The sequence below is a fragment of the Gammaproteobacteria bacterium genome, from assembly GCA_015709615.1.
Taxonomy (GTDB): domain Bacteria; phylum Pseudomonadota; class Gammaproteobacteria; order Burkholderiales; family Nitrosomonadaceae; genus Nitrosomonas.
Map to the genome: position 1 here is coordinate 1759210 of CP054179.1, position 20723 is coordinate 1779932.

The window sequence follows — 20723 nt, forward strand, 5'->3', positions numbered from 1 at the left end:
TCATCCTTCATCACCCATCTCGGGTGTCGCGGTAAACGTAATCACGTTGTTGGCGGGTGCATCCGGTGGAATATTCAAGATGCGCAAGGCACCGGACATGACTTTGCTGAACACCGGTGCTGCCACGGCGCCGCCGAAATATTTACCGGCAGATGGTTCGTCGATCATCACGGCGATGATCAAGCGCGGATTCGATGCCGGCGCGTAGCCGACAAATGTGGAGATATAGCGCTTATTGGCATACTGGCCATCGACCAGCTTATGCGCCGTACCGGTTTTTCCGGCCACGCGGTAGCCGCTGATCTGCGCCAGCGGCGCCGTGCCGCCGGGCTTGGTCGCCATCTCCAGCATACGGCTCATCGCCTGTGCGGTATCGCGCGAGATGACGCGCTGCCCCATCACCGGCATGTTTTGTTTCAACAGTGAGATCGGTTTTAATTCGCCGCCGCTGGCGAAAATCGTATAGGCGCGCGCCAGCTGCATCAGACTGGTGGAGATACCGTGACCGTACGACATCGTGGCCTGTTCAATCGGCCGCCATTTGTTGTACGGGCGCAATATGCCGCTGGCTTCGCCGGGAAAACCGGAATTTGTCAGCGTGCCGAAGCCGGAGCGGTTAAACATTTCCCACATCGTCTGCGACTCCAGCGACAAAGCGATTTTTGCCGTGCCGACATTGCTCGACTGCTGGATGATTTGCGCCACCGTCAATTCGCCTTTATTGCTGACATCGCGTATGGTTTTTCTGCCCACCTGCCACATACCCGGCGCGGTTTGCAGCACCGTGTTGGCGTTGACTTTGCCGATCTCCATCGCAATCGCCACGGTGAACGGCTTTAAGGTCGATCCCGGCTCGAACGTATCGATCAACGCCCGGTTGCGCAGTCTTTCATTGGTGATGGATGAACGTCTATTCGGGTTATACGCCGGCAAATTGGTCAGAGCCAGAATTTCGCCGGTTTGCGCATCCAGCACGACGATGCTGCCGGCCTTGGCGTTATTGGTCAGCACCGCTTCTTTCAATTCCGCATGCGCGCGATACTGAATTCTTCTGTCGATCGACAGCACCAGATCCTGCCCTGGCTTGGGCGGACGGATGTTTTCCACGTCCTCGATGATCTGCCCTTTGTTATCCTTGAGCACGCGCCGCCGCCCCAATTCACCCGCGAGCTTATCCTGCCAGCCGCGCTCCACGCCTTCCTGGCCTTCGTCGTTGATATCGGTGAATCCCAGCACATGCGCGGCAAACTCGCTTTCCGGATAATAGCGTTTGGATTCACTGGTCAAATGAATCCCTTTGATTTTCATTTTCATGATTTTTTCAGCGGTATCCGGAACCACTTGCCGCTTCAAATAAACAAACCGGCTATTTTCCCGGTTGAGGCGGTCATTGATTTCGGTGCTATCCATCTCGAGCAGACTGGCCAGCTTTTTCAGTTGCTCCGGTTCGATCTCCACCACTTTCGGATCGGCGTAGATCGAGGCGACCGGTGAGCTGATCGCCAGAATATGGCCATTGCGGTCGGTAATCATGCCGCGGTCGGCATTCATTTCCACGATGCGGCTGTAACGCGACTCGCCTTTTTCCTGCAGGAAATCATGGTGCATGCCTTGCAAGTACGCCGCGCGCCCTGCCAAACTGATTAAACCCAGCACCAGCAAGCCGAACAGCAGCAACGAACGCCACGTCGATAACTTGATTTGCCGAGGTTCGGGTTTAATCATGGTTTTAACCCTTGTGCATCCAGCCGGTTCTCGGCCTCATTGATTGATACGATTTGAATGTTGGCCGCGGCCGGCACGGTCATTTTCAGATGCTCCCTGGCGATGTGCTCTATCCGGCCATGCATGATCAATGTGCTCTGCTCCAGTTGCAATCTTCCCCATTCCACATCCAGCTTACGCTCGATTTCCTTTTCATTTTCCAGCGCCATGAATAACTTGCGCACCATGTGCTGCGAGGTCACTACGCCCAACGCGCAAGCGATCAATATAAAAACCAGAAAAATGTTCAGCTTGAACATCCCGTCATCCGTTGAGGGTTACTTTCTCAGCCACACGCATTACTGCGCTTCTTGCCCGCGCATTTTCTTCCACTTCCCGTTCGTCCGGACGCACTGCCCGGCCGATCACGCGCAAGGTCTGTTTGCTCAATCTTTGCACATCCTTTTCCCGCAACGGCACGCCACGCGGCAACTCATCCGTACTGGCCGCCTTACGCATAAATTGCTTGACCATGCGATCCTCCAACGAATGAAAACTGATCACCACCAACCTTCCGCCCGGATTCAACAATTCCACGCATTGCGGCAGCACCAGCGACAATTCCTCAAGTTCCCGGTTGAGAAAAATCCTGATCGCCTGGAAAGTGCGCGTCGCCGGATGCCGTATGCTCTCGCGCTGACGTGTGCGCACCACCGCTGACACGATTTCGGCAAGCTGCGATGTCGTCACGATGGGTTGCCGCACTCTCGCCGTCACAATCGCCCGGGCAATCTGACGCGCAAACCGTTCTTCGCCGTATTCCTTGATCACCCGCTCCAGTTGCTCTTCCGTCACCGCCGTCAGCCACTCCGCCGCGGTTTGTCCGCCAGTGGTATCCATGCGCATATCGAGCGGTCCGCCGGAGCGGAAACTGAATCCGCGCGAAATTTCCTCCAACTGCGGCGACGACACGCCCAAATCCAACAACACGCCATCGATCTTGGCAATCCCAAGCTGCTGCAATAGCCACTGCATTTGCGAGAAACTGCCATGCCGGATACAAAAGCGCCGGTCCACAATGGCTTCACCCACAACTACCGCAGCCGGATCCCGATCCAACGCCACCAGCCGTCCCTGTCCGCCCAATCGCGACAGGATCAGTCGGCTATGGCCGCCACGGCCGAATGTCGCATCCACATAAACACCATCCGGTTTGATCGCCAGCGCATCGACCGCTTCATGCAACAACACCGGAATGTGCATCTACCGCTTTTTCCCGTCTCGATTACAATGAAAAACCGTCCAGCTCAGGCGGCATATCGCCATCCTTGAATGCCAGCGCTTCTTCAATTTGCATATTCCATTGCCCTTCATCCCACAACTCAAATTTTGACCCTTGACCGACCAGCACCACATCCTTGGACAAACTGGCAAAAATACGCAGCGGCGGCGGCAGCAAAATACGGCCGGCGGCGTCCATCTCGACGTCGCTAGCATTACCCACCAACAGCCGCTGCAAATTGCGGGTCTTCGAATCAAAACTGGAAAGATTATTGAGTTTTTGTTCTATCGGTTCCCAGGCCGGCTGAGGATAAATCAGCAGACATCTGGAAGGATCAACAGTCACAATCAAGTGTCCTGCGCAAGAAGACGTCAGTTCGCCACGGTATCTTGCCGGTATCGCAAGCCTACCTTTTGCATCCAGACTGAGTTGCGTGATGCCACGAAACATGCTGTCTCCTCAAAATACGGAAAATTCATCGAGGCCCACCAAATTTTCCCACATTCCCCCACTGCTTCCCACTTTAATCAAAAAAACATTGCCAGTCAAGCTGAAAATTGGGTTTTTATAGTTATGTGACAAAGACTTAAAGCCACAGCCGATTGCCATTGGAAAGACCATAAAATGTTCAAATAAATAAGATAGATAGGAGAAAAATGGGAGAAAGGTTATTAATTTAACGACAGAAATGGATCAAAACGGGATTGTTTTCGGATGTAAAAAAATGCACACTGCGCGGTTTCAATTTCCCACTTTACCCCCCGATGACGCCCGCTTATTGGACACAAGCAACGCAAGAACTGGCCGCGCGCGATGCCGTGATGCAGCAATTGATCACGCAATTCGCCGATGCTTCATTGGAATCGCGCGGTTGCGCGTTCACGACACTGGCGCGCTCCATTGTCGGGCAGCAAATTTCCGTCAAAGCCGCCGAAAGCGTATGGCAACGAGTCATCGCCACCATTCCCGAAATCACACCGCACAGCATCGCCGCAGCCGAACAGGAATTGCTGCGATCATGCGGTCTATCGGCGAGAAAAGTCACCTATTTGCAAGATTTATCGTGGCATTTCCGCGAAGGGGATTTGAGCGAAACCGCGTGGGGGGAAATGAATGACGAAGCCGTCATCAAGCAACTGATCCAAGTCAAAGGCATCGGCCGCTGGACGGCGGAAATGTTCCTGATCTTTCATCTGCATCGCCCCGATGTGCTGCCGCTCGACGACATCGGCCTGCAACGTGCAATGAGCCTGCACTATCTTGATAAACAACCGGCCGATAAAAAAATTATGCTCGAACTGGCTAAACCATGGCAGCCGTGGCGCTCGGTCGCCACGTGGTACTTATGGCGCAGCCTGGATCCGTTGCCGGTGGCGTATTGAAATTTTGAGTTTTTTGGTCAATTGACGCATGCTAATCATGAAGTTACACTCAACTAGGTAGCATCAAAATCGCTCTACCCTTGGCATGTGATTTATAGGAACACCAATGACCGATAGCAAACTTCATGCGACACCGTTCGATGTTGCCGAACATTTGAGAACCCCGGAAGAAATAGCCGCTTATCTCGAAGCATGTATGGAAGAAGCCGGTGACGACGACGCCTTCATTGCCCGGGCATTGTGTAACATCGCGCGCGCCAAGGGCATCCAATCAACAAACCGCTTCTGAAGTTAATAGAAATTGTGGTCAGCTTTCTGTACCAATTACGCATTGAACGCGTTCGGTTAAAACTGTCAACAATTTCATAAGGTGCAATAATATATCCAACGTCACCGCACACTAAGTTCAACAACTACGATTAATGGTTATATCACAACAAAAATTACATACACTGAGAATCGATCATTTAAAGAATCTTATTGATTTAGAAATATCTTTTGATAGATCAGCTATAACTGCCATTCTTGGTCCGAATGGAAATGGAAAATCAACGATTCTTCATGCTTTAGCTTGTGCATTCCAACCAAATTCTGGCGGTGAAAATTACAAATTTAGCTCCTTCTTTCTTCCAAACCCTGATGCACTATGGAATGGCAGTAAATTTGAAATAACTCATAGTTTTCGTGAAGAAAAAGAACCACATGATCACGTAAAAAGTAGATATGAGAAGAAAACCGATCGTTGGTCACCGAAGTATGATCGCCGTCCAAAACGCGATATTTTTTATATTGGAATTGATAAATGTGTTCCTCTCATCGAATCCGAAAGAAAACATTCAAAAATTAATTATTCAACCAGATCAATAAGTGATGACATTATCGATAATATTTTATCAAACGCATCTCATGTGCTTAACAAGAATTACTCTCGCTACAATATTCATACGGCATCAGGAAAGGAGTTTGTTGGTGTAGAAGTTGGTAATTTGAAATATTCCGCGCTTAGTATGAGTGCTGGTGAACAAAAAGTCTTTTTTATACTGGAGAAAATATTTAAAGCTGGTAAATTTTCTTTGATATTAATAGATGAATTAGACCTGCTTTTACATGATAGTGCAATGAAGAAACTCATTGAAGTTATTGGCAAACGAGCAAGTGACAAGGAACTTCAAATTATCTTTACTACTCATCGAGAAAGTATTCTTGAACTGGAAGAATCAATAAATATTAGACATATTGTTTGTAGACCTGAAAAATCTCTATGCTTCAATGAAACCAAACCCGATGCAATTAACAGACTGACAGGAAGGCAGCTAAGACCGATAGAAGTCTTTGTCGAAGATGATTTGGCTTGCGCGATCATACGTAAAATCTCAGCTCAATTAGGTGGGGCCAAATACGTATCAATACAAGAATATGGAGCTGCAAGCAATTGTTTTACTTTAATTGGTGGCATTCTTTTAAAAGGCGATAATTCTGATAATTTTGCTTTTGTTTTAGATGGTGATGTCTTTCTGCAGGAGGATGAAAAAAGGAAACAAATACAGCGGGTAATTACAGGGAATGATAATCAAGCTGAATTTTATAGAAAAGCCGCTCTTTCCAAGATTTATCAATTCAAATTACCTGGCGATACAAATCCCGAAAAACATATTCATAATTTAATAGTTTCTTCAAAAATAACAGATAGTTCTGAGTTCAGAGAAATAATTGATGCTGCCAAGGAAATTGTTGCAGTCAATGACAATCATAAATTTATTGCTGACTTAATCGATAGGCTAGGTTGGGAAAGAAACGTTGGTCTATCAAAAATTATGGACTTGGTGTCAACAACTCCATCGTGGAATGATTTTACTGCCGAAATAAGAAATTGGCTGGAGTTGAAAATTAATTCTATGTCTGAAAAACCAGGTTATACAAATCAAGAGCACTGCTCAGCTGAAAACCAACCCAAAGAGATCGCACCTTGACATAATTGCACTAGCCGCATGAAAGCAGGAATCAAAAAACAGATAGCAAAACAAGAAAAAAGCATTGCCGACACCCGGTTTTGAAATTTCCACACACAAAACATTCAAAGCCATTCACCAATAACACAGAAACCAGAGATGCTATTCCACATTTTTTGAATTTGCTCCTTTACTACCATCATCCTCTTTACTCGGGGTATTCGTTTATAATCCATCATCTATCTGGTTTGTAATCCATGAACTACCAATACTTTCAGAAATCGCTCAATCATTTGCGGGCGCAATTTCTAAACTACCAATCGCTGGATCCGGCATTGCCGAAACTGATGCAGGAAGCGGTCGCGGAGTCGGTGATTCAGCGCTTTGAGGTGTGTTATGACTGCTTGTGGAAAGTGTTGAAGCGCTACCTGGTTGAAGTATTGGGCATTCCGGAAGTGCCGAACAGCCCGAAGCCGATTTTCCGGTTGGCCGCTGAAAACAACCTACTGCCTTCCGCTGTTGAGCGATGGCTGGATTATGCCGAAGCGCGCACTATACCACACACGATTACAGCGGCGAAAAAGCCAAAGCGTGTTTGTCGCTGATGGGCGATTTTATTCGCGATGCCACTGCGCTCTACCAGTCGCTGAGCAAATAAGACGACAATGCAAACGCTTGATATTACGCCGGATCAGCGCAAAATCCTGCTCGATCTGCTGAATGACTATCTACCGGGTGTGACGGTCTGGGCTTACGGTTCGCGCATCAAAGGAACGGCACGCCCGCAATCCGATTTGGATTTGGCGGTTTTTGCAGCTGCGGAGCAAAAGCGTGCTGTCGCCGCTTTGAAAGAAGCGTTGGAAGAAAGTCAATTGCCGTTCCGGGTCGATTTGTTCGTCTGGGATGAAATCCCGGCGCAGTTTCGCGAAAACATTCAGCAGGCGCATATGGTTTTGGTCAATGCGCGTTCGTCATAGCATTCCCATTAAGGTTTATCATTCGGTTTTTACCAATTAACTGTCCACGAGATTCATGGAACCCATTTACTTCGACCACAACGCCACCACCCGCGTCGACGACGCTGTTTTAGAAGCCATGTTGCCATATTTCCAGCAGGAATTCGGCAATGCGTCGAGCCGTCACGGCTACGGTATCGCCGCACGGCGCGCGATCGACAAAGCACGCAAGCAGGTGGCGGAGGCGGTTGGGGTGCAGCCGGTACAGGTGATTTTCACCAGCGGCGGTTCGGAGGCGAATAATTTGTTTGTTCGTGGCGCGGTCGATAGTTTGAAGCCGGGGAATCTGTTCATCAGCGCGATCGAGCATCCGTGCGTATTGAAACCGGCACAGGCGATTGCGCGGCGCGGTTGCGATCCTTGGCCGTTGCAGCAACTGGCAATCAATGCGGACGGGCAAGCCGATGTGGAGGCTGCCGCTGCGGCGATGCAAACCAATAAACCGGGATTGGTATCGGTCATGCTGGCGAATAACGAAACCGGCGTGATCCAGGATGTCCCCGCAATTGCCGAACTGGCGCGTTCGCATGGCGCTTACGTGCATACCGATGCGATCCAAGGGTTGGGAAAAATTCCGGTCGATTTCGCTACGTTGAAAGTCCATGCGATGACATTATCCGCGCACAAAATTTACGGCCCGAAAGGCGCGGCGGCGTTGATCGTCGACAAGCGGCTGCTACTGAAACCATTGATTTACGGCGGCGGACACGAAAACGGCTTGCGCTCCGGCACCGAGAATGTCCCGGCGATTGTAGGCTTCGGCGTGGCGTGCGAATTGGCCGTCGCGCGCCTGGCGGAAACCGCGCAGCACACCGCACGCTTGCGCGAACAACTCGAAACCGGATTGACCGGCATGGGCGCGGCGATTTTCGGCGGACAGGCGGTGCGCATTCCGAATACCTGTTATTTCGCGCTGCCGGATATCGAGGGCGATACGCTGGTGGTGAAGCTCGACAAAGCCGGTTTTGCCGTTGCCGCTGGGGCGGCGTGCTCTAGTGTGAATCCGGGACAAAGCCATGTGCTCGCGGCGATGGGCATCGATCCGTTACTGGCGCGCTGCGCGGTGCGCGTCAGTCTTGGCCGCGACAACACGGCGGAACAGGTCGATGGCTTTTTGCGTACGACGCAACGCATTGTGGCGGAATTGCGGCAAACCAGCAGTATTTCATTTTAAAAGCGCATCGCAGCGAGCAAACTTCGCTACAATGCCGCATTGATCAAACCGCCTGGCGCAATCAATCCCGACATGACCCATCCAACCGAAAAACCGATCAAAGCGATTATCCTGAGTGCCGGACAAGGACGGCGGCTGTTGCCGTTGACCGAAAACACGCCGAAATGCCTGCTGCAGGTTGCCGGAAAACCGGTGCTGGCGTGGCAAATCGACGCGCTACTGGCTGTTGGCGTGACCCACATTACCGTCATCACCGGCTTCCAGGTGGGATTGATAGAAGATCTTTTGCGCCAGCGTTATGCGCAGCATCCGGGCATCAAAATCCTGTTCAATCCTTTTTACGAAGTGGCGGACAATCTCGCCAGTTGCTGGATTGCGCGCGGCGAAATGGATAGCGATTTTCTAATTCTGAACGGCGATACCGTGATCGAAGCCGCACTGCTGAGCAAGGTCTTGAATTCGCAGGCTGTGCCCATTACACTCAGCGTAGATTTCAAGGACAGTTACGACGCCGACGATATGAAAGTGCAACTCGACGCCGATGGCTGGGTGCAACAAGTCAGCAAAATCGTACCACCGCATGAGGTCAACGCGGAATCGATCGGCTTGATTTATTTCCGCGGCAGCGGCGTGCAAACATTCCACCAAGCGGTGGAAGAAGCGTTACGCCACCCGGCGGAATTGAAATCGTGGTATTTGTCGATCATCGACCGGCTGGCCAAGCAACATTTGGTCAATTCCTGTTCGGTTAAAGGCTATCGCTGGTGCGAAATCGATTTCATCGAAGATTTATCGCGCGCCGGTATTATTTTCAGTCAATAAATTCGTATGACGCAACACGCGATTCCATCGGAATTCAATGCCACAATGCGCAAATTCGGCGCGCCGCATACGATCATCCGATCATATGACTATTGGTCGGTATTGCTGCGTCCGGCGCAGGTCACGCTCGGCGCGCTAGTGCTGACCGCGCATGAGCCGGTCACGGCATTTTCGCAACTGAGTCCGGCGAGCTTTACCGAATTGCACGAAGTCACCCGCGATATCGAAACGGTGCTGAGCAAAGCGTTTCATTACGACAAAATCAATTATCTGATGCTGATGATGGTCGATCCCGATGTGCATTTTCACGTTCTACCGCGTTACGCGCAACCAAAACCGTTTGCCGGACTCGAATTCACCGATACCGGTTGGCCGGCGGTGCCAAATTTGGGTCACGTCAACGCCACCGATTTTGCCGTCAATCAGCAAATCATCGAACATCTACAGTCTTATTGGCCATGAGTGATACCGAGCAACCGGCTGCGGCCGAAGAAAACAAGCCTTACGTCAAGGAATTCCCGCTGCGGGAAGCGCATCACCTGGTACGCGATTTGATGACACCGAATCCGTGGATTTACTGGAGCGATTTTCTGTTTCATATCACGCTCGGCTGGGCGGCGTATTTCACCGCGTTATTTTCCCCGCTGTTTTCATTGTGGCAATTGGGCGGATTCGTGGTCGCCGTGCTGGCGCTGTACCGTTCGGCGATTTTCGTGCACGAGCTGGCGCATTTGAAAAAAGGCACGTTCCAGAACTTCCGCCTGGTGTGGAACATAATCTGCGGCGTGCCGTTCATGATTCCGTCATTTACCTACGACGGCGTGCACAACGATCATCATAAACCGGATGTGTACGGCACCAGCGCGGATGGCGAGTACTTGCCGTTCGCCACGCGCCAACCGGCGGAAATGGTGGTTTATGTGTTGCTGTCGTTTCTGATCCCGATTGCATTGGCGGCGCGCTTCGTGCTGTTGACGCCGGTTTCTTACCTGATTCCGCCGTTGCGTAAAATCATCTGGGAGCGCGCCTCGTCGCTGACCATCGATCCCGCCTACCGGCGCGCGCCGGACGCCATCCGCAACGATCATAACTGGCAACAGCAGGAGCTCGGCGCGTGTTTATTCGGTTGCAGCGTGATCGCGCTGGTTTGGTTCGGGGTGTTCCCGGTTGCGGTGCTGGTACTGTGGTATTTGATTGCCGTCACCATCTTCATTCTCAATTCGCTGCGCACCTTGGCGGCGCACGCATACCGCAATCCCGGCGACCGTAAAATGACCTTGCCGGAACAATACTTGGACTCGGTCAACATTCCGGGAAATTTCCTTATCACGCCGCTGTGGGCGCCGGTCGGGTTGCGTTATCACGCCACGCATCATTTGTTCATGAGTATGCCGTATCACAATCTCGGCAAAGCACAACGCCGCTTAGTGACTCAACTGACCGACAATTCGCAGTACATCAAAACCATCCGCAGCGGCCTGTGGCCCGCATTGAAGCAAATCTGGCGGGAATCGTCCGAAGCTGCGGCGAAAGCGCCGCAACAATAGCCCGGTCAGTGCCGGAAACCATTCCAACCTCAGAAAATTTACCACCGCATATGACAAAACTGGTATTGCTGCGGCACGGCCAGAGCATCTGGAACCGGGAAAAGCGATTTACCGGCTGGAGCGATATTCCATTGAGCCCCGAAGGAGAACGGGAAGCGCAACAAGCCGGGCATTTACTGCAGCGGGCAGGATTCACATTCGATATGTGCTTTACCTCGACATTACAACGCGCCAAATCCACGGCACACATCGTATTGTCCACGATGCAACTGGACATCCCTGTTTATGACAGCTGGCATTTAAACGAACGCCATTACGGCGCGTTGGAAGGCATGGAGCGCTGGGCAGCGATCAAAAAATTCGGCATCTGGCCCATTTTGGGCTGCCAGATCAAATTTGACGCAACACCGCCGTACCTGAATCCGCAAGATCCCCGTTTTCCCGGTAATCAACCCGGTTACGCCGGTATCGATAAAAATGAGATTCCGCTGGGAGAAAGCTTGCAACACACGCTGACACGCATCAAACCTTACTGGGAGGAAACCATCCGGCCGGAAATTCAGCAAGGAAAACGGCTGCTCATAGTTTCCCATCGCAATTCCTTGCGTGTATTCACGATGCTGTTGGACCAGCTATCACCCGTGAACATCATGAAATCAAGACTCGCCACTGCACGGCCTTTGGTTTACGAACTTGACCGGCAATGCCAGGCAGTACGGCATTATTACGTGGACTAAGCGATTACAACCGGCCATGCCGACCATTTACAGCTTTCCACCCATCGCCGGTGACCGGGCGAAAATTCTGATCCTCGGCAGCATGCCGGGGGAAGCATCGTTAGCAGCCAAACAATACTATGCACATCAACGCAACGCTTTCTGGCCGATCATGACGCAGTGGCTGCAAATCGATGCGCACGCTTCGTACGAAGAAAAAATCGCTGCGCTGCGATCATCGCCCATTGCGCTGTGGGATGTGCTCAAATCCTGCAAACGCGTTGGCAGCTTGGATTCAATGATCGAAACCGGCTCGCAGATCGGCAACGACTTCCCATCCTTTTTTTCCACTCACCGGAAAATTACCCATGTGCTTTTTAACGGCGGAACCGCGGAAGCGAGTTTCAAACGCTATGTATTACCCGGCAGCGATCTTGGCTTAATATTCGCACGCTTGCCTTCCACCAGCCCCGCCAATGCACGCCTGTCATTTGACGACAAATGCCGGACCTGGCATGAAATGCTACACTCCGCCGTTAAATCCTGACAGCCCATGCAAAAATTTGACGAACCCTTGACGATAGAGCACCGGTTGCGATTTACTTATGGAAGCTCTGAAAAAGGTAGCAAACGACGGTCAGGCAAGGCGGAAAAGCACAGTTTACAAGGTGTCAATGAGCATTTTGAGTCTGATTTCAACACAGCTTGACCGAGCACAGTAGTTTTTCAGAGCTTGCTTAGGCTGATATAGTGCAGTCATGATTGATACCCAACAGAAAGGAATTGATGCGATGAAAAAGCTCATTATTATTGTCCTGATTATATTTGCCGTCGGATACATCAGCTTGATGGTTCAATATTTCTAAAAAATTGCAGTGCTTTAAGGAAGCTCTGAAAAAAGTAGCAAGCGACAGCCAAGGCGAAATCAAGTGAAAAAACGTAATCTACAAGTGGTAAATGAGCATTTTGAACCTGATTTCAGCGCAGAATGGCTGCGCGCAGTGGTTTTTCAGAGCTTCCTCAAGTCTTACGATGCAAGGAAAAAGTGTGTTTGATCGTTTTTCCCGGATACACAAGCGGCGGCCCGCCATGCGTAGCCAGTCAATGCATGCCTTTATTTAAAACACATTGTTTTCTTTTCATCCTGCTGGCCATTTCCACCTTGGTGTGCTACCACCGGTTTGACCAGTATCAGCAAACCGGGCCCGAGCTTTTGAGTGGAGACTGGAAGTTCCGGGCAACGGAAAACAGCCGGATCGATATTACGGAAAAAGGCTTAAACCTTTTTTCCAGCGATGCAAAAACCGGTGCCAACGCGCACCGGGATATCGCCATAGTAAAACCCGGCACTGTTTTATTGGTTTCCGCCGATGTGAAGTGCGATAACGTGATAGCAGGCAAGCAATCCTGGAATGTAGCAAGAATTATATTGGCGCAAAATGACGGCAAGCAGGATCGCTGGAATCTGCCGCACACGGCTGTTGCCCTGACAGGCAGCCATGATTGGAAAAATTACCGCAAGGCTTTCACCATTGCACCGGAAACTCAAAAAATCCAGTTGCTTGCACAACTCAGCCAAGCCACCGGATCACTGCAAATACGGAATGTCCATGTTTATCCGGTGCATGAAAATGAAGCGTATCAATCGGCGCGAAACATCATTTTGCCTGCATGGGGTGCTTATTTCCTGCTGTTTGCCGGCTCATTTCTCTTCATGGACAAAAGAAATATTCTCATCCGTTTACTGCTGATTTCCATCTTTGCCTCCATCATCGCCGGTATAACCTTGCCGGGCGACATGAAAAATCAGGTATCGAGCGACGTCAAAATCCAGCTCGATAGCGAAAGTGCACCATTCAAAGCCGCCATCCCGTGGGATTTATCCAAGGTCTGGCACTTTTGCTTTTTCTTCCTGTTTGGCTTGATTCTATCGGCCATGCTGGATAAAACATCAATCCCGCAAGGAATAATCATGATTCTGCTGCTAGCCGGAAGCACCGAGCTGACACAATTGTATATCGAAGGACGAACGCCGCTTGTGAGCGATTTCTTTATTGATGCGGCGGGCGGGATTACCGGGATGATTTTGATCAGGCTAGTTTTGCAAAAAAATACGGCTCACATTTCAGGTAACATGTAATGGTAATATCCAAAGCCTCACCTATTGACTAAAAAAAGTTTGTGTCTTAACTTGCAGCCGACCTGACAAATCAGTACGTGTAGAAATTTAGCGATGGCAAGAAACTTTCTTAAATAGACGAGCGGCAAAAAATGGAGATAACTACAGATATATATCTAGGAGATAGCAAAGAACAGCTCAAACTGCTTCCCGATAACTCTGTTGATCTTATCGTTACATCCCCCCCCTATGCAGATCAGCGTAAAAACACTTATGGCGGCATTCATCATGATCAATATGTTGATTGGTTCTTACCAATCTCTCAGCAGCTTTTGCGTGTTTTAAAACCCACAGGTACGTTTGTTCTAAATATCAAGGAAAAAGTAGTTGAAGGTGAACGTAGTACGTATGTGATCGAACTCATCTTAGAAATGCGTAAACAAGGATGGTTATGGACTGAAGAATTTATCTGGCACAAAAAAAATTGCTACCCAGGAAAATGGCCTAACCGTTTTCGTGATGCATGGGAAAGACTTCTTCAATTTAATAAAAATAGAAAATTTAATATGTATCAGGAAGAAGTCATGGTTCCTATGGGCGAATGGGCCAATTCACGACTGAAAAATCTCTCTGAAACTGATAAAACGCGTGACAATTCAAAAGTCGGCAGCGGGTTTGGCAAAAACATTTCAAACTGGTTATACAGAGAAAAAGCTTACCCAACCAATGTGTTACATCTAGCTACCGAATGCAACAATAAAAACCACAGTGCAGCTTTTCCTGAGGAACTGCCTGAATGGTTTACTAGATTGTTTACAAAAGAAAATGACACGATTCTTGATCCGTTTATGGGTTCGGGAACAACATTGATCGTTGCAAACCGGATGAAGCGCAACTCAATCGGTATCGACATCGTTCCAGAGTACTGTGAAATGGTCAAAAAACAATTGCAACCTGTAGAACTATATCTTCTCGAATCAAAGTCAGTTTATGAAACCGCTAAACCTAAAAAACGTATCACAATACGTTGAACAAAACATTGGTACTTTTCATCAGAAGCGTATACAAAGTCTTGACAGATTGAAATTATCTCAAGTTCTCAGACGAAAAAATCCCTATCTATTTAAAGCAAAAAATGTACTGACCGCTGAGCAAATAATCAAAAGCCTGGTCGATGCACATATTTCATCCAACGAAGAAACCATTTTTGGCGATTGGCTTGAGGGTCTTGCCATTTTCATCAGTGATAAAGTTTACGGTGGACGGAAATCCGGTATTCCAGGCATTGATCTTGAATTTGATCACAATGGCACAAGAAATATTGTCACGATCAAGTCGGGGCCGAATTGGGGCAATAGTTCACAAATTGCCAAGATGGTAGCTGACTTCAAAACCGCCAAGAAGACATTGCGTACCAGTAATTCGCAATTGAATATCTTCGCTGTTAATGGTTGTTGCTACGGTCGAGACAATGAGCCGGACAAAGGAGATTATTTCAAATATTGCGGCCAACGTTTTTGGGAATTCATATCCGGCAATAGTGAGTTATTTACAGAAATAATCGAACCACTTGGGCACAACTCACAAGAAAAAAATGATGATTTTGTTAAATCATATTCTCAAATGGTAAATAAATTCACCAAAGAATTTTCGAATAGCTTTTGCAAAGATGATGGAGAAATTGATTGGGATAAGTTAGTTCGTTTTAATTCAGCAATACAATAGCGTCAGATAATATTTCCAATTAAAACTTCACTTGCACCCGGTATTTAAGGGTAACTGATCCCTCGGCGGGCACGCCCACTTTCCATAATGCTGTATTGCTTGCCGGTTTATCGTGTGGATGACTTTCTTCGACGACTTTCCAGTCGCCCGGGATGGGTTCTTGCACCATAACCGTTGCCGTTTCCTTTCTGGCATTTTTGAGCGTAATTTCATAGGCGCTTTCAAAGCGATTGGTACCGCCGTTACCGGTATTACCGGTGCTCAATTGTTTGAAATCGGTTTGTTTTTTGTTGGCCGTCACGTCGAATGACTGCCCCAATTTCACGCGTACCGGCTCATTCTTCGGCGTGTGATCGATCTGGTCTTCACCGACAAATTGGGCATTGCCGGTTTTATCGCGCTTGTAGGCGCGCAAGATTCCCTTGGGTAACGGTATGCCTAAGCGGGCCGACGTTTTATTATCAAACTGTATCCAAACATTCACTTTCAGTTTCTGTCCCAGATCGCCGTAGCTGGAAGCATAGTAGTAATCACTGCCCATCAATACCAGTTCTTTCCGCGCCGGCACGCCGGCAGCGTTGAGCAGCGCAACTTGCTTGGTTTGATTTTCAGCGATCGTCGTTAATCTTTCCAGAGTGTAAAGGTGATAGTCCAGAAGCGATTCCTGATGCATCGGCTCGGCAACCGCAGCTGCAGTCAGCTTGGCTCGCTGCGCTAGCGGCGCGGCAAATTCCTGTTGCACCCGGTGCACATCGCCAGCCACTAATTGCAACTTCGCATTGGTGTAGCGCGTGCCGCTGGTATTCGTCAATGTTACCCAAGCGGATAAATCCAGCTGATTTTCCGCATCATTCAGCTCGGCAACGTAATCCGCCTTCCAGGATAAGCCACCGGTCAAATAGCTCAATTCCAGTTCCTCCGCCGCCGTTCCGGTGTGACTTCCGTCAATCACCAGAGTAGGCCGGTCTCGCAAATTGCCGGGCACATTCTCAAAAGTAATCCGTCCGGGCAGACCGGTTTCAATGCGATCAGCCATTTTCAGCACCACACCGTCACCGGCCGCCAGCACAATGGCGCTCTCCCTGCTCTCCACCCCGGTAGCGGGATTGACTTTAACAATCGACACCATCTGTCCGACATACTTATTCAACAGACTTTGCGGAGTCAGCACATCAAAGTTAAAGTTTTGCTCCACTACCGCAATGCTGCCCGGATGCGAGATGCTCCTTAATGACGCGGTTTCCGGCCGCATCAGCGCGCTGACATCGCGCCATGCCAAATTAAAATCGCCATTAATCAAGGAAAGGTTACGTACATCTTTTATTAACGCCAAATCATTGTTATAGATGGTGACCGCAACGGCTTTCTGATCTTTCAGTGTGCTCAGCTGCTCATCATTGCCTGCCATTGCCAGGGCGTGACCCAATATTAGTGTGCAGCCAGCAATCAATAAAGCAGGACAAAAAATAGCGTACGTTTTGCGCATGGAACTGACCTCTGAAACAAAGGGACAAAGCTTAACAACGGATTTACTTACCCGGTTTGGACCGCTCAAAAGATAATACCTTAGCAGCCGGGGCGTTTTCCAAGGAATTCAGTAATTCTTTCGGCTCTTGCAGCGCTTTTAACAAGCCATTCCCACCCAGCACATTCGCCCACATTTTCCGTGAAATTTGTACGCAAGCAGCCATCGGATTACTGGCTTGCTTACGGATCTGATCAACTTGCCATTGCAAGCCTGTCATCCGCGGTTTGAGGTGAGAAGGAGCTTGCGCTATCAAATTATCGATCATTTGCTGGCGCATAGCTTCGAATCTCTCAGGTTCCTCCCGGGCAACCTTGCACCAGTGGTCAAAATCAAAATCCGGCGTTTTTTCTTTTTCGTTCATGAAAGTATTCTAGCACTCCGCCGTCAAAACTTGTGAGTGGCACTTGGCAATTAGAATTACACCAACTCGCAATGGACTCGAATATATTCTGATACTGAGAGCTGAGAAATTTACAATTCGGAATTTCCCTAAACCCAAGGAGCCTTGGTATCAACCAACTTCCAACCGTCTTTAATTTTCGTGAGAAATAAAAAAGCCGGAATCGGCATCGCGTTAATTCCGGCTTGTTGATGGCTCCAACCTTAGCGGCGTTCTTATTTAAACTGATCCGCCAGACCGGACATCATTTTAACTTTTTCTGTCATCGCACGGCTGGATGATGATAATTTCTCAACCAGCTGTCCATTTTGCTGAGTTACTTCATCGATTTGTGAGATGGCTTGGTTAATCTGCTCGATTCCGTTGGCTTGTTCCTGAGAAGATTGGGAAATTTCACCAACAATATCGGAAATTTTCTTAACGCTCTCGGTGATCATTTTTAATGAATTTGCCGATTGTCCCACCAGCTCGGTACCGCTTTCCACTTTGGCGACGCTGTCGTTGATCAGCTCTTTGATTTGTTTCGCCGATTCCGCGCTGCGGCCGGCCAGGCTGCGCACTTCATTAGCCACCACGGCAAAACCGCGTCCTTGTTCCCCGGCACGGGCAGCTTCGACTGCCGCATTCAACGCCAGCAAATTGGTCTGGAAAGCGATTTCATCGATGACATTGGTAATATCCGCAATTTTCTTGCTGCTTTCGTTAATTTGCGACATTGCTTGCATCGTGCTGGAAACCACCGATCCACTTTTTTCCGCTTGCTTCCGCGCTTCCAGAACCAGAATATTGGCTTGCTTGGCGTTATCGGCATTTTGCTGCACGGTGGAAGTGATTTCTTCCATACTGGATGCCGTTTCCTCCAAACTGGAAGCTTGATTTTCCGTACGGCCTGACAGATCCACGCTGCCCGTTGCAATTTCAGCGGCGGCGTTTTCCAATACTTCAGACGACTCTTTGACACGACCGATTGCAGTGCGGAGTTTCGCCGTCTGGAATATTTGCGCATATTCCAATTGGCCGAGTTCATCGTTTCTTCCGGTGTACACATAGCGTGCTACCGGATCGTTGGCGATTTTTTCTGATTTTGCCGCTAACTCACGCAGCGCGCTCAGCATCTGATGAATAACCGCAGAACTGATTAAACTGCCGGCCGCAAAACCCGATAAGGCAAAAAGCAATGAAATTTGCCCAGCCAGCGCCAAGCCCGAAAAAAGCAATGCAAAAACACCGGTTACCGCTAATGCGATTTTGCCGGACAGGCTGATCGGGAATCGCGTTAATTTAACCGCATCCAGTTTTGAACGCCGTTTATCATCGGGAGATTTTTTTGACATTATCTTGGCGTACAAGGCTTCCGCACGATCAACCCAGATTTTTTCCGGTTTTACCCGAACCGACTGATAGCCGATAATTTTGCCGTCTTCGTATTGCGGACTGGCGAAAGCATCCACCCAATAATGATCGCCATTTTTGTTACGGTTTTTTACCATCCCCATCCACGGATTACCTGCTTTCAGCGCCTCCCACAGCATCGCGTAAGCTTCCGGCGGCACATCGGGATGACGGATGATATTGTGATTCTTATTCTCGAGCTCTTCCCAACTGAAACCGCTCATTCGAATAAAATCTTCGTTGGCGGATGTGAGAATACCCTTTAAATTGGTGGTCGAAATGATCACACAATCATTATTCATACCCATATCACGTTGGGTAACCGGCTCATTAACTCTCATTGTGCTTACTCACTATAGTGATTGATAAGAAGTAGGAGTTTTCTTACGACAAAAATTCAGATAACTTTAATTTTTTGTAATAATGTTCAAAAAATTAAAATCCATTTTGAGATTAATGAGATAGGGAAATTTCTTTATAATAAAGATTATCTTACTTATTTTATTTTTTTAATTTTATTCAGAAAAATCAATATCCCTTATTGGAATAATTAACAAATTCTGATATTAAAAATATTAAAATTGTAGGAAATATTTACTGACGTAATTATTTTTAAAAAATGAATTTTGAAGCGGTTATTTTTATTTCATCATTTACTGATTGAGCACGATTCAACTTCTCTGACAGGAATACGCCACACATAACCCGCAAGAATGCTACCGATGACGACCAGCATGACCTTCTGCCAAAGCTCCGGCATAATCCAAATAGAACTGCCGAATGACAAGGTCATCAAAAAATAAACCCAGCGCTTAATACGCTGTGGAATGCTGCGATAGAGAGTCCATTCACGAATGATAGGCCCGGCAATGCGGTTCTCCAGCAATTTGCGATGAAAGTGTTCGGAGCCGCGGGCAAAACAAGCTGCCGCCAGCAGTATAAAAGGCGTTGTCGGCAACACCGGCAGCACCGCGCCCAGGACAGCCAAAAACAATGCCAGAAAACCGGCTCCCAGGTACATGACGCGCACCAGCGGCGAATCGTGCAGACATAACAAATCGGCCATTTGCTGTTCCGCAACTGACCGCTTAGTTTGTTCCGCTTCACGATGATCAGATATAGACATATTCGATACTGCCGGAAAATTGGTTGCTAAGTATAAAAATTCAGTAATGAATTAGACCCGTCAGCCATAAAAAGAATTGATGTTACCAGTTATAATACCCGGGCGTTAATTATTAAAATTGAGCGGATTAAATTTTTTTCTCGAGGAAAACATGCGTACTATGAAAACACTGTTTCATTTAAGTTTCATCCTGCTAACCTTTGTGATGTTGCCACAAGCTGGCTTTGCTTATCAAGAAATGGCCGCCGCCGATGGACCGGCGTTGCAGAAAATTGACACCAAAGTCGGTAGCGGTGAAGAAGCAGAGATCGGAAAAACCGTTAATGTGCATTACACCGGTTGGCTCTATGATGAAAATGCGCCGGACAAAAAAGGCAGAAAGTTTGACAGCTCTTATGATCGTAAAGAATATTTCTCTTTCATGCTCGGCGCAGGGCGTGTGATCAAAGGCTGGGATCAGGGTGTCCAGGGTATGAAAGTCGGCGGACAACGCACCTTGATTATTCCGCCATCGATGGCTTACGGTTCGCGCGGCGCTGGAAATATTATTCCACCGGATGCGACTTTGATTTTCGAAGTTGAATTGATCAATCTGAAAGCGGGCGCCTATCATTAAGAGACCGCTCATCTGAGGTTGCAGTAAATTTCACACATTGAGCTGTCGGATTGGCTCGCAAAAGCTTCCAAACAGCTCAATTTGTTCCCCGGTTAGGGAAGCATTGAAAAGGTAGCGCGAGCAGCGGCCAGGCAAAGCGAAATAAGATGAAAATCGCAGCTCACACGTGAATTATGATCATTTTGAACTTGATTTCAACGCAGCAGAGCCAAGCGCAGTAATTTC

The 20723-nt window shown here is 48.5% G+C and carries 21 protein-coding genes and 2 pseudogenes; 15 read left to right on the forward strand and 8 right to left on the reverse strand.

From position 1 onward, the window contains the following. From HRU77_08540 to mraZ, 4 genes are read right to left on the reverse strand one after another with little or no spacing between them, the layout of a single operon-like run. Positions 1 to 1725, reverse strand: a complete 1725-nt coding sequence (locus HRU77_08540; protein ID QOJ20738.1) for a penicillin-binding protein 2 — start codon at positions 1723 to 1725, stop codon at positions 1 to 3. Continuing rightward, positions 1722 to 2024, reverse strand: coding sequence for a cell division protein FtsL (gene ftsL, locus HRU77_08545; protein QOJ20739.1), 303 nt, complete (start codon positions 2022 to 2024; stop codon positions 1722 to 1724). Before ftsL ends, HRU77_08540 begins: the two co-directional genes overlap by 4 nt. 4 nt (positions 2025 to 2028) lie before the next feature. Continuing rightward, a complete protein-coding gene (gene rsmH, locus HRU77_08550; GenBank protein QOJ20740.1) occupies positions 2029 to 2967 on the reverse strand; it encodes a 16S rRNA (cytosine(1402)-N(4))-methyltransferase RsmH in 939 nt (312 codons plus the stop codon). A 22-nt stretch (positions 2968 to 2989) separates the two neighbouring features. Beyond that, positions 2990 to 3436, reverse strand: coding sequence for a division/cell wall cluster transcriptional repressor MraZ (gene mraZ, locus HRU77_08555; GenBank protein ID QOJ20741.1), 447 nt, complete (start codon positions 3434 to 3436; stop codon positions 2990 to 2992). Positions 3437 to 3750: 314 nt separating this feature from the next. Between mraZ and HRU77_08560 the strand changes: the two genes are divergently transcribed. From HRU77_08560 to HRU77_08625, 14 genes and pseudogenes are all read left to right on the forward strand, one after another. After that, on the forward strand, positions 3751 to 4368 hold the full coding sequence (locus HRU77_08560; protein QOJ20742.1) for a DNA-3-methyladenine glycosylase 2 family protein: 618 nt from the start codon (positions 3751 to 3753) through the stop codon (positions 4366 to 4368). A gap of 106 nt (positions 4369 to 4474) precedes the next feature. Continuing rightward, positions 4475 to 4636: pseudogene (locus tag HRU77_08565) on the forward strand (transcriptional regulator). 154 nt (positions 4637 to 4790) lie between these two features. After that, positions 4791 to 6338, forward strand: coding sequence for an AAA family ATPase (locus HRU77_08570; GenBank protein ID QOJ20743.1), 1548 nt, complete (start codon positions 4791 to 4793; stop codon positions 6336 to 6338). A gap of 236 nt (positions 6339 to 6574) precedes the next feature. After that, a pseudogene (locus HRU77_08575) lies at positions 6575 to 6975 on the forward strand (nucleotidyltransferase substrate binding protein). Positions 6976 to 6982: 7 nt separating this feature from the next. Next, positions 6983 to 7294, forward strand: coding sequence for a nucleotidyltransferase domain-containing protein (locus tag HRU77_08580; protein ID QOJ20744.1), 312 nt, complete (start codon positions 6983 to 6985; stop codon positions 7292 to 7294). A 55-nt stretch (positions 7295 to 7349) separates the two neighbouring features. Further along, entirely contained in the window at positions 7350 to 8507 is a 1158-nt protein-coding gene (locus HRU77_08585; protein QOJ20745.1) for a cysteine desulfurase, read from the forward strand. A gap of 72 nt (positions 8508 to 8579) precedes the next feature. Beyond that, positions 8580 to 9329, forward strand: a complete 750-nt coding sequence (locus tag HRU77_08590; GenBank protein QOJ20746.1) for a phosphocholine cytidylyltransferase family protein — start codon at positions 8580 to 8582, stop codon at positions 9327 to 9329. 6 nt (positions 9330 to 9335) lie between these two features. Continuing rightward, on the forward strand, positions 9336 to 9791 hold the full coding sequence (locus tag HRU77_08595) for an HIT family protein (protein QOJ20747.1): 456 nt from the start codon (positions 9336 to 9338) through the stop codon (positions 9789 to 9791). Further along, positions 9788 to 10876 (forward strand): fatty acid desaturase, encoded by a 1089-nt coding sequence (locus HRU77_08600; protein ID QOJ20748.1) that lies wholly within the window; start codon positions 9788 to 9790, stop codon positions 10874 to 10876. The genes HRU77_08595 and HRU77_08600 overlap by 4 nt, the downstream gene beginning before the upstream one ends. 50 nt (positions 10877 to 10926) lie before the next feature. Then, positions 10927 to 11613, forward strand: a complete 687-nt coding sequence (locus HRU77_08605) for a 2,3-bisphosphoglycerate-dependent phosphoglycerate mutase (GenBank protein ID QOJ20749.1) — start codon at positions 10927 to 10929, stop codon at positions 11611 to 11613. 16 nt (positions 11614 to 11629) lie between these two features. Then, entirely contained in the window at positions 11630 to 12139 is a 510-nt protein-coding gene (locus HRU77_08610; protein ID QOJ20750.1) for a DNA-deoxyinosine glycosylase, read from the forward strand. Between the two features lie 561 nt (positions 12140 to 12700). Then, positions 12701 to 13732 (forward strand): VanZ family protein, encoded by a 1032-nt coding sequence (locus tag HRU77_08615; GenBank protein QOJ20751.1) that lies wholly within the window; start codon positions 12701 to 12703, stop codon positions 13730 to 13732. 131 nt (positions 13733 to 13863) lie between these two features. Continuing rightward, positions 13864 to 14742 carry a site-specific DNA-methyltransferase gene (locus HRU77_08620; GenBank protein QOJ20752.1) on the forward strand — a complete coding sequence of 293 codons (879 nt, stop codon included), beginning with the start codon at positions 13864 to 13866 and terminating at the stop codon, positions 14740 to 14742. After that, positions 14702 to 15436, forward strand: coding sequence for a cytosolic protein (locus tag HRU77_08625; GenBank protein ID QOJ20753.1), 735 nt, complete (start codon positions 14702 to 14704; stop codon positions 15434 to 15436). Before HRU77_08620 ends, HRU77_08625 begins: the two co-directional genes overlap by 41 nt. Positions 15437 to 15455: 19 nt before the next feature. On the opposite strand, the gene HRU77_08630 is transcribed toward HRU77_08625, so the two are convergent. The 4 genes from HRU77_08630 to HRU77_08645 all read right to left on the reverse strand — a co-directional run bounded on the left by HRU77_08630 (position 15456) and on the right by HRU77_08645 (position 19882). After that, the gene (locus HRU77_08630; protein ID QOJ20754.1) at positions 15456 to 16922 is read right to left on the reverse strand and encodes a DUF4139 domain-containing protein; all 1467 of its coding nucleotides are present in this window, start codon (positions 16920 to 16922) and stop codon (positions 15456 to 15458) included. A gap of 43 nt (positions 16923 to 16965) precedes the next feature. Continuing rightward, the gene (locus tag HRU77_08635) at positions 16966 to 17325 is read right to left on the reverse strand and encodes a DUF3135 domain-containing protein (GenBank protein QOJ20755.1); all 360 of its coding nucleotides are present in this window, start codon (positions 17323 to 17325) and stop codon (positions 16966 to 16968) included. Positions 17326 to 17579: 254 nt separating this feature from the next. After that, positions 17580 to 19097: a PAS domain-containing protein gene (locus tag HRU77_08640; GenBank protein QOJ20756.1), complete on the reverse strand. Its 1518-nt coding sequence runs from the start codon at positions 19095 to 19097 to the stop codon at positions 17580 to 17582. Positions 19098 to 19405: 308 nt separating this feature from the next. Beyond that, entirely contained in the window at positions 19406 to 19882 is a 477-nt protein-coding gene (locus HRU77_08645) for a YbaN family protein (protein QOJ20757.1), read from the reverse strand. A gap of 151 nt (positions 19883 to 20033) precedes the next feature. Between HRU77_08645 and HRU77_08650 the strand changes: the two genes are divergently transcribed. Beyond that, the gene (locus tag HRU77_08650) at positions 20034 to 20498 is read left to right on the forward strand and encodes an FKBP-type peptidyl-prolyl cis-trans isomerase (protein QOJ20758.1); all 465 of its coding nucleotides are present in this window, start codon (positions 20034 to 20036) and stop codon (positions 20496 to 20498) included. The last annotated feature ends 225 nt before the right edge of the window (positions 20499 to 20723 follow it).